We start from the raw sequence: 13300 nt of genomic DNA on the forward strand, positions 1-13300 counted from the left end.
GTGGAAGGCCCCGTTTGCATATGCGCAGGTCATTTTGCACTGCGACGAAAGACTAAAACAACTGGCTGATTTAGATCATGGAGAAGTAATAAAATTACATATATAAGGTCATTTATGGATTAAAGTTACGTGCGTCGTAGAAGGGCAAACTACGGACCTCGTTATGAAGACAGGCTTGATGAACGAAGTTTAGGGAGGCGACCATGACAAAAACAGCACTGGTAACCGGTGGAACACGCGGAATTGGCAAGGCAATCAGCCTGTCGCTCAAGGATGCGGGCTATACCGTTGTTGCGAACTATGCTGGCAACGAGGAGGCCGCAAAGGTCTTTACCGAAGAAACCGGTATTGCGGCTTATAAATGGAGTGTCGCGGACCCCGATGGCTGTGCGGCTGGCATCGCCAGGGTCGAAGCCGAAGTCGGCCCGATTGATATCCTGATCAATAATGCCGGCATCACCCGCGACGGTTTCATGCATAAAATGGAAACCGAACAATGGGCGGCGGTGATCGACACCAATCTCAGCTCGCTGTTCTACATGACCAAGCCGGTTCTGGAAGGCATGCGGGCGCGTGGCTTTGGCCGGGTGATCAATATTTCCTCGATCAACGGTCAGGCCGGTCAACTGGGTCAGACCAACTATTCGGCGGCCAAGGCCGGTGTGCACGGCTTTACCAAGGCGCTCGCCCAGGAAGTCGCGCGCAAGGGCATCACGGTCAATACCATCGCGCCGGGCTATATCAATACCGACATGGTCGCAGCGGTGCCCGAAAAGGTTCTTGAAAGCATCATCGCCAAAATCCCGGTCGGACGACTGGGCGAGGCCGATGAAATCGCACAAGCCATTCTGTATCTGTGCGGCCCCAATTCCGGCTTCATTACCGGCTCCTGCCTGTCGATCAATGGCGGACAGCATATGTTCTGACCGGTTTTCCGATCACCGGTCAAAAACGCCCCGCAGCATCTGCGGGGCGTTTTCTTTTAGGCATCAAGGCCGGAAAATTCCGCGACGGGTTTATGCGCCCAGCACATCCTTGGTCGAGACGATCTTGGCAAAGGTATCGGCAAGCATTGTCAGTTCATGACGATGAAGGTCTGCTGCCAGAACGGTCTTGCCGCTGATCGCATCGGGAAGGTCGCGGGTGGCGGTGGCGTCTGATACCACCGTAACCGCATATCCCTTTTCGTCGGCCACCCGGGCCGTGGTCGAGACACAGACATGGGTCATGAAGCCCGTGATCACCACCTGCTTGAAACCGCCATCCTGAAGCAACGCATCAAGTTCGGTGCCGCCAAACGAGCTTGGCACCGATTTGGTCAGGATGGTTTCGCCGTCTTGCGGGGCAACTTCGGGCATGATCGCGGCATAAGGCCCGCTTGGATCAAACAGACCGGTTGCATGATGCTGAACGTGAATGACGGTGCCACCCCGAGCACGCCAATGGGCCAAAATTTCCTGAATATTGGCAAGGGCCCCGGCAAGTGCCGAAAGCTTCAATTTGCCATCGCGATATTCTTCCTGGGCATCAATCACGATCAGGGCGGCATCCTTCGGTGATCCGGTCGGAAGCTGCGCACCGGCAATGTCAAAAATTGATTGGGCTGTCATCGGTCAGATCCTTTGTCAAAAACTGTGATGCCCCATCATGGTCCTGCGAATTTGCATTATCCATCGGCATTAATTCGATTATAATCTGCAAAAATGCAGGTAATGAGTATTGGCGGGGCCATGTGATGTCACTTGACTGGGAAGGATTGCGGACCTTTGCCCATGTCTGTCAGACCGGGAATATGAGTGCCGCTGCCCGCGAACTTGGTGTGAACCAGACAACGGTGGCGCGCCGGATCGCCCGGCTTGAAGAATGGGTGGGTTATGCGGTTCTGCACCGCGATGGCCGTGTGCTTACGCCGACCGCGCGGGCGCAAGGCCTGTTGCAAACCGCCCGGCAGATGCAAGACACCGTCTCGGATTTGCTGAAACGCGAACCCGCCACCGAAAACGACCCGCAATTGATTGCCGGGATTGTTCGGGTGACCGGGGTTGATGCGATCTTGCAAGATTGCGTCGCCCCGCATATCGCCGATTTGCATCACCGTTTTCCGGGTATCGCGCTGGAGCTGATTGGTGCAAACCGTAATCTCAGCCTGCCGCAACGTGAAACCGATATTGCGATCCGTCTGGCGCGCCCCGATAGCGGCGCCTTTCATATCCGCAGGCTGGGCCATCTTGAATATGGCATCTATTGCAATCCGGACGGGTTGCCGTCTGATGGTCTCGATCCGGGTGCATTGCCATGGATTGACCTTGACGAGTTTTTCTCTGACAAGCCCGAACAGAAATGGCTTGCCGATCATTTCCCGAACCGCATCACGCTGGGTTTTGCCAACCGCGGATCGATCATGGTGTCAATGATGACCGGTCATGCCTGTTGTGCGTTGCTGCCAAGATGTGTGGGGGACCGGATTGACGGGCTGATCCGTCTTGATGGCTATCACCCGACCGGTCGCGAGGTCTGGCTTCTCACCCATCAGGACAAACGCCATCTGCCCCATGTGCGCACGGTGGCCGACTGGCTGGGCGGTGTCCTGCTTGACGGGCAGTTTATTACCCGTTTGTAAGGGTGATATCGGCTGCTTTGCTTGAGGTGATCACTGTCCGCGCATTGGGAAGATCATTGGTTTCGGCCTTGGTGATGGCCGCATCCATTTCAAAGCCAAATCCCTGCCAGCGCCCAATCAGGCGTTCGCGCAAGGTGCTTTCGGGCACATCAAGATAGATCGACAGATCAAAAAGCGGGCCCAACTGATCCCACGGTGCCTGATCAAGCAAAAGATAATTGCCCTCAACCAGAATGATGCGGTGGTGTTGTGAAATGACCCGTGCCGACCCGCGCGAGATTTCCAGTTCCCGATCAAAGACCGGAACATAGATTTCTTCATCTTCCTGGTCGCGAAGGGCCAGAAGGACGCGTTTCAATCCCCCGACATCAAAGGTATCGGGGGCACCTTTACGCGCCAGAAGTCCCCGATCTTTGAGGATCGCATCGTCGAAATGAAATCCGTCCATCGGCACGACAACAGCACCGGCTTTATCACCCCCCAGATGGTGATAAAGCCGGTCGGACAAGTGTGACTTGCCCGATGCTGGTGCCCCGATGATGGCAACGAGAATGCGCCGGTCACCGGTTTGTTGAGCGCGGATTTGTGCCGCGAGTGCGTCGATATCGGGTGTCATCCGGGGTTTTGATCTCGGTCTGGTAAACACGTTTGCAGGGAAAAGGCAGCGATATTACGCCGCTGCCTCGGTGTCGACCCCGGGTGGTTCCTTGGCCCCGGTCATGAAGGCCACGGCATCGGACATGCTGTAATCATCAGGTTTGATGGTGCAAAGCCGCTTGCCCAGACGATGAACATGAATGCGGTCCGCCACTTCAAACACATGGGGCATGTTGTGCGAAATCAGGACAATCGGCATGCCGCGTGCCTTCACATCGGCAATCAGATCAAGCACACGGCGGCTTTCCTTGACCCCAAGGGCCGCGGTCGGTTCATCCATGATCACCACACGCGATCCGAACGCCGCCGCACGGGCAACCGCAACCCCCTGACGCTGCCCACCCGAAAGGGTCTCGACCGCCTGATTGATATTCTGAATGGTCATAAGTCCCAGTTCGGAAAGCTTTTCACGTGCCAGTCGCTGCATTTCCTTGTGGTCAAGCGCACCGAAATACTTGCCCATAAAACCCTTTTTGCGAAGCTCGCGGCCCATGAACATATTGTCGGCAATCGACAGGGCAGGGGACAGCGCAAGGTTCTGATACACCGTCTCGATACCAGCCTCGCGGGCCTCCATCGGCGATGTAAAACCAATCGGTTCGCCATCAAGCTCGATGCTGCCCTCGTCAATTGTGATTGCCCCGGACAGTGCCTTGATCAGCGATGATTTCCCGGCCCCGTTATCCCCGATGACCGCAAGGATCTCGCCGGGATAAAGATCGAAATCGGCGTGATCAAGGGCGGTGACCCGGCCATAACGTTTGACGATTCCGCGCGCCTTAAGAACCGGTTTTTGCATGTTGCTCATGACGACACCTTTCTGATCCACTGATCAATTGCCACAGCAATGATCGTAAGCCAGCCAATGGCAAAGACCTGCCACAGAACATCCACACCTGCCAGACGCAGGCCGGAGTTAAAGACACCAACAATCAGCGCCCCGATCAGCGGGCCGATGATCGATCCGCGCCCGCCAAACAGCGAGATGCCGCCGATCACCACGGCGGTAATCGATTGAAGATTGGCTTCCTGGAAACTTTGCGGCGAGACAGAACCAACACGACCGATCGATGCCCATGCCCCGATCCCGCACACAAGCCCGGCCAGGCCATAAACCATGATCAGGGTACGGTTGGTGCGGATGCCCGAAAGCTCGGCAGCCTCCTTGTCATCGCCAATCGCATAGACATGACGTCCCCAGCTGGTGTGATTAAGGATGTACCAAAGCACCCCGAAAATCACCAGCATCAGGATCGATCCATAGGTAATTCGCGCTCCGCCAAGTGCGATGCTTTCACCAAAGAATTTCAACAGTGGTGCGACTTCATCAAGCGTCTGGCTGCGGATTGATTGCGCGCCCGAAAGCCAAAGGTTGAGCGCAAAGAAAATGTTCCAGGTGCCAAGGGTCACGATAAAGGGCGGAAGCTTGATCCGGGTCACAAGGAAACCGTTAAGGCCCCCTGCCAGAATTCCCCCGATGCAGCCCAGAATGATGGCGATTGGTGCAGGGACCCCAAGCGTAATGGCAAGCTGTCCCATAATCACCGACATCAGCACCATGATCGCCCCGACCGAAAGATCGATGCCCGCTGTCAGGATGACAAGGCTCTGGGCGGCGGCAAGAATGCCGATGATCGAGACCTGCTGCATGATCAGCGACAGGTTAAAGGGCGAAAAGAACTTGCTGCCAGCGACAAAGCCGAAAATCACGATCGACGCAATCAGGACGATCACCGGGATCATGGTCGGATTGCCGTGCAGGAAATGCTGCACATTGTCAAACAGGCTGCGGGGTTTATGTTCGAAGTTGGCTACAGAACTGTCACTGGAATCAAGCGTATGCTCGAAATCCTGTTTACTGCGTGACGTTTGAGCTGTGTCGCTCATTGCTTCCTCCCGACTTGGTATGAACAGGTCCGGTGTTCAAATTGAACCTGACGATCTTCAAAGCTCACCCGCCCGGTTCTGGTGACCGGTTGGTCGTGGATGCATACCAAGTGTAATCTAAAGTGGGACAAGGAGGGCGGGTTTCTTGCCGCCCTCCTTCGACATCAAAGGGCCTAGCCCCAGCAGCGATCGGTACCTTCGGCAACACTGATCGACGGAACGCCGTTCGCAGGCTGATCGGTTACAAGGTTCACGCCGGTGTCATAGAAGTTCAGGCCTTCGGTGTTTTTCGGTTTTTCACCGCTGTCAGCCCAGGCCTTGATGGCCTCGATGCCTTTGGACGCCATCAAAAGCGGATATTGCTGCGAAGTCGCGCCAATCACGCCATCCTTGACGTTGGCCACACCCGGGCAACCGCCATCGACCGACACGATCAGAACACCTTCTTCCATGCCAAATGCCTTGAGCGCCTCATAGGCACCAGCGGCCGCCGGTTCGTTGATGGTATAGACAACATTGATCTCGGAATCGCGCTGCATCAGGTTTTCCATCGCCTTGCGACCACCTTCCTCGTTGCCGTTGGTGACATCATGTCCGACAATCCGGTCGTCATCCTCGTCCCCAATCTTGTTGGGGTCCTTGATGTCGATCCCGAAGCCTTTCATGAAGCCCTGATCGCGCAAAACGTCAACCGACGGTGCACTCGGCGTAAGATCAAGAAGGGCGATCTTGGCGTCAGCCGCCTTGTCGCCGAGCTTGGCAGCAGCCCACTGACCAATCAGTTCGCCCGCCTTGAAGTTGTCGGTGGCAAATGTCGCGTCAGCGGCATCAATCGGCTCAAGCGGGGTATCCAGTGCGATCACGATAAGCCCCGCATCGCGGGCCTTTTTGACAACCGGAACAATTGCCTTGGTATCGGATGCCGTCAGAAGAATGCCCTTGGCGCCCGATGCAATGCAGGACTCGATGGCCTGCACCTGGGTTTCATGGTCGCCGTCAATTTTCCCGGCATAGGTCGAAAGATTGATACCAAGTTCCTTGGCCTTGGCCGATGCCCCTTCTTTCATCTTCACAAAGAACGGGTTGATATCGGTTTTGGTGATCAGGCAGGCGCCGATTTCATCTGCTTTTGCCGCATTCGGTGCTGCCGCAAGGCCAAGTGCAAGCGCACCAAGGGTTGCGCCAAGAAGTGCTTTTTTCATGTGTTTCCTCCCAGGGATTAACCTGACTAATCGGTCATTTTGACCAGCAATATTTGTTTTCCAACAGATCGTGGCGCGCATTCTGGGTCGGGGCCTTCAACCTGTCTGGGGCTAAGCACACACCAAACGCGATGGGCTGTCAATTAATAAATCCGATTGATTTATTAATTATTCCTGTCACTCTTGATTGCAATCGGGCATTAAATGGTCCGAGTGGGAGGAATAAATGACGGACACCATATCGACCAGCCCCGACCAAACAGGGGCGGAAGATCAGGCGGCCCGACCGTTGCATCCGGGCGGCGGGGCCAATCAGTTGCGTGTGCGCGCCTATAACGAACGCCTTGTGCTGTCGCTGGTGCGCCGGAATGCCGGTCTGTCAAAGGCCGATATCGCAAGGCTTTCGGGGCTTTCGGCGCAAACGGTTTCCGTGATCATGCGCGCCCTTGAAAAGGACGGTTTGCTCAAACGCGGCATCCCGGTGCGTGGAAAGGTCGGTAAACCCAAAGTGCCGATGGCCCTTAATCCCGATGGCGTCTTTTCCTATGGTTTGAAAATCGGGCGACGCAGTGCGGAACTGATCCTGCTTGATTTTGTTGGCACGGTGCGCGCATCGCTCAACGAAGCCTATAAATACCCGACACCCGACGGTATTCGCCAGTTCGTCCGGGACTCGGTCAATCAGATTGCCGCCGGTCTCAGCGCCGATCAGCACAACCGTATTGCCGGAATCGGCATTGCCGCACCCTTTGAGCTGTGGAACTGGGTGGATGAAGTCGGTGCCCCGGTCGAGGATATGAATGCCTGGCGCGAGGTCGATCTGATCGAAACCATCGGTGCCATCCTGCCATTTCCGGTCTTTCAGCAAAATGATGCAACTGCGGCCTGCGGTGCGGAACTGGTCTTTGGCCTTGGCCCGAACTATTCCGATTTCGCCTATTTCTTCATCGGGTCATTCATCGGCGGTGGTGTGGTGCTTAATCAGGCGCTTTATGCCGGGCGGACCGGGAATGCGGGGGCCTTTGGCTCGATGCCGGTCTCATCACGCAGCGGCCATCCAAGCCAGCTGATCGATCAGGCATCGATCTTTGTACTTGAAGAAATGCTGACCCGTGATGGTCGTGACCCGGCCATGCTGTGGCGTGATCCCGACTACTGGAACACGCTTGGCGACACGCTTGATATCTGGATCAATCATACTGCGCGCAGTCTGGCGATTGCCATTACCTCGGTCTGTTCGGTAATTGATTTCGAAGCCGTCATTGTCGATGGCGGTTTCCCCGCCGACGTGTGCGCGCGCATTGTGGCTGCGACGCGGGCTGCAACCAATGACCTTGATCTTCAGGGGATCGAACGCCCCCATATCGAACAGGGCCAGGTCGGCAGTGCCGCCCGCGCCATCGGGGCGGCAAGCCTGCCTTTGTTCTCGCGCTATCTGCTTGATCAGAATGTTCTGTTCAAACAGATGCAATAAGGCCTGATCCCTAGAAATTATCCTTGCGCTTGCGAATCTCGGCAAAGATTTCCACCGGGCTCTGGCCGCTCATGCCAAGATTTTCGGCAACGGTCGGCTCGTCAGCGCGCAGGAACGGGTTGGTCGCAAGTTCGACATCCAGTCGCGACGGAATGGTCGGCAAATTACGCGCGCGAAGCCCATCAATATCCTGACAGCGTGCAATCAGGATCGGGTTGTCGGGCTCAATAGTTTTGGCAAAGCGCGCATTGGACTGGGTATATTCATGTCCGCAATAGATCTGCGTGCTGGCCGGAAGATTGCGGAACTTGCAAAGCGATTCCCACATCTGCGCAGGCGTTCCTTCAAACAACCGTCCGCATCCAAGTGCAAAAAGACTGTCACCGGAAAACAGGGCGGTGACCGCCGGGAAATAGAACGCGATATGTCCGCTGGTATGACCCGGTACATCAAAGACCCGACCTTCAAGATCGCCAATCAGGACCTGATCACCTTCGGCACAGGTTTCATCCATATTGGGGATGCGTGCGGTTTCCGCCGCCGGTCCCAAAAGCTTGGCACCATATTTTTCAATCAGTTCGGCATTGCCGCCAATATGGTCGTGGTGGTGATGGGTGTTGATCACCAGATCAAGGTTCCATCCCTTTTCCTCAAGGGCAGCAATCACCGGCGCTGCTTCGCCCGGATCAATCACGGCGGTCACTTCGCTGTAATGACAGCGCACAAGATAGGTGTAATTGTCTGAAAGACACGGAATGACGATCACTTCGCCCGCGGCCATGGCGTACCTCGAAACTGGAATTGCTGTGTTGGATCAAGACTAGCAGCAACCACTGTCCTGAAACAATCATCGAACGATTAGAAACGCGCAATTGCTTACGCTGCGGGGCAAAACATGAACGGCATTGCGATGACGATACTCAATGCGCCAAAGAAGCCGACATCAGAAAGGCAATGGGGAGGTTGGCCGAAGTGACCTCAAATTAACCTGCTCGGCGAGTATATCGCACACGGCACGCACAGACGGTAGTTGGCCCCGACGATGAGGGATCAGTAAGGTTGTAAGTACTTTTCCTGCGTTCCACTCGGGGAGTATCCGTATCAGTTCGCCTCGGTCCAGCTCTTTCTGGCAAACTTTTTGCGGCAAACAGGTGATGCCCAATCCGGCACTGGCGGTTCGCAACAGCACGGTTGATTCATCAGCAGCAAAGTTTCTTATTGGTTGGACTTCGACGACGTCCCCCTTTTCGTTTGCCAGCGTCCATTTTTCGGCCGTACGCGATATCAGCAAACCCTTGTGATCAGAGATGTCTTCTGGATTTGCAGGAACACCATACTCTTCCAGGTAGCTTGGTGCCGCGACCAGATAAACGGGGTCGGACCCAATCGTTCTCTGTACCAAATCAGAGTCTGGTAGCGGTCGGAAGTGATCACGCACCGCGATATCAAACCCTTCCTGTATGATATCGACGAATCGGTCAGTAGTGTGTAATTCCAGTTCAACCTTCGGATAAGTTTGAGCCACCGTCGGAAGAAGGTTCGCCAGCGAAATTTGTGCTGTGGGCACTGAACAAGTAATGCGTACCAAGCCGCTGGGTTCGGCAAGGCGACCCTTGACCAAATTCTCGGCTGCTTCAGCTTCGATAAGCATAGCGGCGGCATGCCGGTAAAAATCTCGCCCGATCTCGGTAGGCACAAAGCTTCTCGAAGTACGGTGAATTAAACGTACACCCAAGGTCTTTTCAAGTTCCGCCACCCGCTTGCTGAGCGTCGACTTGGGTAAGTCAATCTGACGCGCGGCAGCGGCAAACCCTCCATGGTCCACAACATGTACAAAAACATACAGATCATTGAGGTTCAGCATTTCATAGTCTTCATTTGTGGACGATATGTCTACATATCTCAGTCTACCGATATATCGTCCACAAAAATATACTTCATTTCTCGTAGTCGACGTGAATTTTGATAAACACAACCGAGGAATGGATTATGGAACTCGTGCTTTTTTACGGCGTGCCCGCGGGTTGCTCATTTGGATCAATCGTGGCGCTAGAGTGGTTGGGGAAACCCTATCGCCTGTCTCGCGTGGAAATGATGGAGCATCCTTGGAATCCGCTCTATGCCAAAATAAACCCACAATTTCAGACACCTGCGCTGTTGCTCGAATCAGGAGAGACCCTGACCGAGAGTATGGCTATTTTGAAACATCTCGCGGCCCGTAACGCGTCAGCTAACTTAGGGGCAGCGGGCGGCAGTATGCAGGATGATCGCCTGACCGAAATGTTGGCCTATTTGAATACCGACTTTTTCTCGGCATTCAGCCCGTTATGGGTGGCCTACGAAATGGAAGATCTGGATGATGCGCAAAAAGCATTGCTGAGAACCATCGGGCAAAAGGGTGTCGTCAAGGGCTGTACTTATTTGAATGGACTGCTTGCCGACCGGGAATGGTTGTTGGGTGGGGGACAGCGCAGTATCGCGGATGCCTATCTCTCTGGTATTGGGCGTTGGATTCAATACCATCAATTGTTTGATCTGGAGCAGGAATATCCGCACCTTGCCTGTTATCTACAAAAACTGGCCAATGATCCGGCGGTTATTTTCGCAACGGCAATAGAGAAAGGCGAAGAACCGGCGGGCAGTGGTGCCTTTAAGGGGCATATCACCTTGGACGCACTTCGTTCCCGTTTAGCCTGAGGGTGCAAAACGTCCCCTTCGGCGCGCCCCAGCGATGATAACAAAAAGGTCAATTGACGTCGTACCAATTTCACCTATTTTCGACATCACGCAACGCGCAAACTTTCTGACAGTCTAAGAAGATCTGCGTTTCAAAGCTGTTTCCGTCGGGGGCGATAGGGTGCTAAAGTCCAGTCATGCCTCAGGATGTCGTTGATCTTCACCGCTTTTATGCCAGCAGTACCGGGCAAGCCGCCCGGCGACTGATCCGCAGGCGTTTGCGCGTCATGTGGTCAGATGTGCGCGGCATGCGCGTCCTTGGTTTTGGCTATGCAACACCCTATCTGCGCCCCTTCATTGGCGAGGCCGAACGCGTCATGGCCTTCATGCCCGGCCGTCAGGGCTGCGTGCATTGGCCGGTCGACGAAGAAAACCGGGTCGCACTGACCGAAGAAACCATGTTGCCGCTGCCCGACAGTTCGGTTGATCGCATCCTTCTGGTTCATCTGGTCGAACATTCCGATTCCATGCGCCGCCTGATGCGCGAATGCTGGCGCGTATTGACCCCCAATGGCCGGATTATTGTGGTGACCCCGAACCGAAGCTCGCTCTGGTCCTGGTCGGAAAAGACGCCCTTTGGCTATGGTCATCCCTATAGCGTGTCACAATTGCAAAACCTGATGCGCGAGAACATGTTCCTGCCCATACAGCACAGCCGCGCGCTGTTCCTGCCGCCGACCCAGCGCCGTCTGTTCCTGCGCTGGTCGCAGCTGTTTGAAAATATCGGATCACGCCTGTTCAAGGCCTTTGCCGGGGTCTCGATTGTCGAGGCCGGCAAACAGCTTTACGCCAGCAGCGGCACGCCATCGCGCAAACGCCGTCTGGTGCATATCCCCGTGACCGTGCCGCCGCTCCGCCCGGCCGAAGGCAATCATCAGCATCGCACCGATGAAACCGCCAGGCTAAGCTGTGATCCGTCGGGTGCTGCCACTGATGACCGCAGCGATGTCAGGGGCCATGACAGGGGGCATGACAGACGTGATGGCTGGCGTGATGGCAGTGCCGCCGAAAAGGACCGCGCCTAGTCCCGCCGCCTGCGATGTGACTTTCATGGACGCATCGCACAAAAAAACGCGCAAAAAGTGACGGTGAACACAGTAGTTTCATTTGTTCTAATTTATTCCCCCGGAAGGATTTCCAAAAAACGCTGAGAATACCGGAATGGATTTAGGTCGCTTTTGTCATCTTTTGCACATCCGCAAACCGCATCAACGGTTTATCGGCGGGGTCTCATATGCATTGATCCTGTCGCTGACAGTTTTGTCTGCCTCGATTGTTCATGCCCAGGACAAATTGCAGATCACGCTCTATAGCGAAGACAACAATATCCCCTATGCCTTTCTGGACGGTGCCAGACCCGCTGGCATCTATACCCGTATTCTGAGCGAGGCCGTCGCGCGTCTTCCGCAATATGAACTTGAAATCGTCAATGTGCCGTTTCGCCGGGGGATGGACCTGCTTGAAAACGGGGAAATCATGGCGTTCTTCCCGCCCTATCAGCGTCAGGAACGCGACTGGATCGAACGCTATTCGATCCCGATCCTGTCAGAAACCGTGGTGGCACTTTGCAGCAACGATTATGCGCGCAGCCACGAACTGGGCATCTTCCCCGATGATTTCAAAGGCGCAAGCTTTGCCAATAATGCCGGTTATCGACTGGCGGGGGACGACTTCTTTGCCATGGTTGATGCTGGCGACATCACGCTGGAAGAAGCCAACACCACAGCCAGCAATCTGCGCTTTCTGATGGCCGGGCGGGTCGATTGTTATGTCAATGAACGCATGGCCATTCTGGCGGGGATGCGCGAGCTTGATGTGGATCGCGACCTGGCCCGTCTGTTTAACGAAACCGCGATCATCGGCCAGGAATTCGGCTTTGTCGCCTATGGACCGGACCCGCAAAATCGCTGGCCATATCGCGATGCCTTTGCCGATGCCCTTGATACGGTTCTGGCTGAAATGCGCGACAGCGGCGAAATCGACCGGCTGGTCGTTGACTATTTCGCCTATTAGGCCAAAGGCAAGGGGCTGACCAGTGCGAAGCGTGCCCGACCCAATATGTTCGACCCGGTATGTCCGACCTAGCGTGCCGAGGCCGCAAGCCCGATCCCGAAGCTGACAAAGATGCTGCCCGAAATGCGCTGGAACCATTTCTTGCCATTTCCGGTCAGGAATTTGCGCGACCGCGCGGCAAACATCGAATATCCGACAATCGATGAAAACGACATGACGACAAAGGTCGTGTCCATGATCGCAAACTGCGATGCCAATGGTGCATCATGATCGATGAAAAGGGGGAACAGGGCGGTAAAGAACGCAATGGCCTTCGGGTTGCTGGCCGAAACAATGAAGCCCTGTACATAAAGGCGAAGTGCCCCTGGTGTCCGTTTCGGGCTATTGGTGATGGCATTCTCTACGGCGGGCAGGCGGCTTTCACGCCAGAACTTGATGCCAAGCCAGATCAGATAGGCCGCCCCGACATAGTGAATGATCATGAACAGCGTGCCCGACGTCATGATCAGGGCGCCAAGACCAAGGGCCGATAAAAGCCCCATCAGTCCCGTACCTGTCACACAGCCAAATGCCCCGATGACAGATGCGCGCACGCCATGGCGGATGCTGTTGGTGATCCCCAGCATGATCGCAGGGCCAGGCGTCAGGGTGGCAATAAAAACGGCAAGGAAATACAGGGCAAACTGATCAATGGTCATGGCGGTGCGGGTT

The 13300-nt window shown here is 55.2% G+C and carries 14 protein-coding genes; 6 read left to right on the plus strand and 8 right to left on the minus strand.

The annotated features are described in order from the left end of the window. Window positions 1-203: 203 nt before the first annotated feature. A complete protein-coding gene (gene phbB / locus WA318_RS05090) occupies window positions 204-926 on the plus strand; it encodes an acetoacetyl-CoA reductase (RefSeq protein ID WP_114097951.1) in 723 nt (240 codons plus the stop codon). Between the two features lie 90 nt (window positions 927-1016). On the opposite strand, the gene WA318_RS05095 is transcribed toward phbB, so the two are convergent. Further along, window positions 1017-1610 (minus strand): cysteine hydrolase family protein, encoded by a 594-nt coding sequence (locus WA318_RS05095; RefSeq protein ID WP_336080181.1) that lies wholly within the window; start codon window positions 1608-1610, stop codon window positions 1017-1019. Window positions 1611-1735: 125 nt separating this feature from the next. Here WA318_RS05095 and WA318_RS05100 point away from each other — a divergent pair, with 125 nt between their 5' ends. Beyond that, window positions 1736-2620 carry a LysR family transcriptional regulator gene (locus WA318_RS05100; protein WP_114097953.1) on the plus strand — a complete coding sequence of 295 codons (885 nt, stop codon included), beginning with the start codon at window positions 1736-1738 and terminating at the stop codon, window positions 2618-2620. On the opposite strand, the gene WA318_RS05105 is transcribed toward WA318_RS05100, so the two are convergent. The 4 genes from WA318_RS05105 to WA318_RS05120 form a co-directional block, all read right to left on the minus strand. Beyond that, window positions 2607-3236: a nucleoside triphosphate hydrolase gene (locus tag WA318_RS05105; protein WP_336080182.1), complete on the minus strand. Its 630-nt coding sequence runs from the start codon at window positions 3234-3236 to the stop codon at window positions 2607-2609. The two genes, WA318_RS05100 and WA318_RS05105, sit on opposite strands and share 14 nt — an antisense overlap. A 54-nt stretch (window positions 3237-3290) precedes the next feature. Next, entirely contained in the window at window positions 3291-4085 is a 795-nt protein-coding gene (locus WA318_RS05110) for an ATP-binding cassette domain-containing protein (protein ID WP_181850215.1), read from the minus strand. Continuing rightward, on the minus strand, window positions 4082-5164 hold the full coding sequence (locus WA318_RS05115; protein WP_114097955.1) for an ABC transporter permease: 1083 nt from the start codon (window positions 5162-5164) through the stop codon (window positions 4082-4084). The genes WA318_RS05110 and WA318_RS05115 overlap by 4 nt, the downstream gene beginning before the upstream one ends. Before the next feature lie 173 nt (window positions 5165-5337). Further along, the gene (locus WA318_RS05120) at window positions 5338-6366 is read right to left on the minus strand and encodes a sugar ABC transporter substrate-binding protein (RefSeq protein WP_336080183.1); all 1029 of its coding nucleotides are present in this window, start codon (window positions 6364-6366) and stop codon (window positions 5338-5340) included. Window positions 6367-6592: 226 nt separating this feature from the next. Between WA318_RS05120 and WA318_RS05125 the strand changes: the two genes are divergently transcribed. Next, complete coding sequence (locus tag WA318_RS05125) at window positions 6593-7840, plus strand: ROK family transcriptional regulator (protein WP_336080184.1); 1248 nt, start codon at window positions 6593-6595, stop codon at window positions 7838-7840. Between the two features lie 10 nt (window positions 7841-7850). On the opposite strand, the gene gloB is transcribed toward WA318_RS05125, so the two are convergent. Both gloB and WA318_RS05135 read right to left on the minus strand, forming a co-directional pair. Then, entirely contained in the window at window positions 7851-8621 is a 771-nt protein-coding gene (gene gloB / locus WA318_RS05130) for a hydroxyacylglutathione hydrolase (RefSeq protein WP_336080185.1), read from the minus strand. A gap of 162 nt (window positions 8622-8783) precedes the next feature. After that, a complete protein-coding gene (locus WA318_RS05135; protein WP_114097959.1) occupies window positions 8784-9704 on the minus strand; it encodes a LysR substrate-binding domain-containing protein in 921 nt (306 codons plus the stop codon). Between the two features lie 125 nt (window positions 9705-9829). On the opposite strand from WA318_RS05135, the gene WA318_RS05140 reads away from it, so the two are divergent. The 3 genes from WA318_RS05140 to WA318_RS05150 all read left to right on the plus strand — a co-directional run bounded on the left by WA318_RS05140 (window position 9830) and on the right by WA318_RS05150 (window position 12589). Beyond that, on the plus strand, window positions 9830-10537 hold the full coding sequence (locus WA318_RS05140; RefSeq protein ID WP_114097960.1) for a glutathione S-transferase N-terminal domain-containing protein: 708 nt from the start codon (window positions 9830-9832) through the stop codon (window positions 10535-10537). Between the two features lie 176 nt (window positions 10538-10713). Then, window positions 10714-11601 carry a methyltransferase domain-containing protein gene (locus WA318_RS05145; RefSeq protein ID WP_258548682.1) on the plus strand — a complete coding sequence of 296 codons (888 nt, stop codon included), beginning with the start codon at window positions 10714-10716 and terminating at the stop codon, window positions 11599-11601. A gap of 136 nt (window positions 11602-11737) precedes the next feature. Next, on the plus strand, window positions 11738-12589 hold the full coding sequence (locus tag WA318_RS05150) for a substrate-binding periplasmic protein (RefSeq protein WP_336080186.1): 852 nt from the start codon (window positions 11738-11740) through the stop codon (window positions 12587-12589). A gap of 68 nt (window positions 12590-12657) precedes the next feature. Here WA318_RS05150 and WA318_RS05155 read toward each other — a convergent pair whose 3' ends face one another. Next, window positions 12658-13287 (minus strand): LysE family translocator, encoded by a 630-nt coding sequence (locus tag WA318_RS05155; RefSeq protein ID WP_114097962.1) that lies wholly within the window; start codon window positions 13285-13287, stop codon window positions 12658-12660. Window positions 13288-13300 lie beyond the last annotated feature (13 nt).

This window comes from Thalassospira sp. CH_XMU1448-2 (assembly GCF_037027285.1).
In the GTDB taxonomy this organism is placed as follows: Bacteria; Pseudomonadota; Alphaproteobacteria; order Rhodospirillales; family Thalassospiraceae; genus Thalassospira; species Thalassospira profundimaris_C.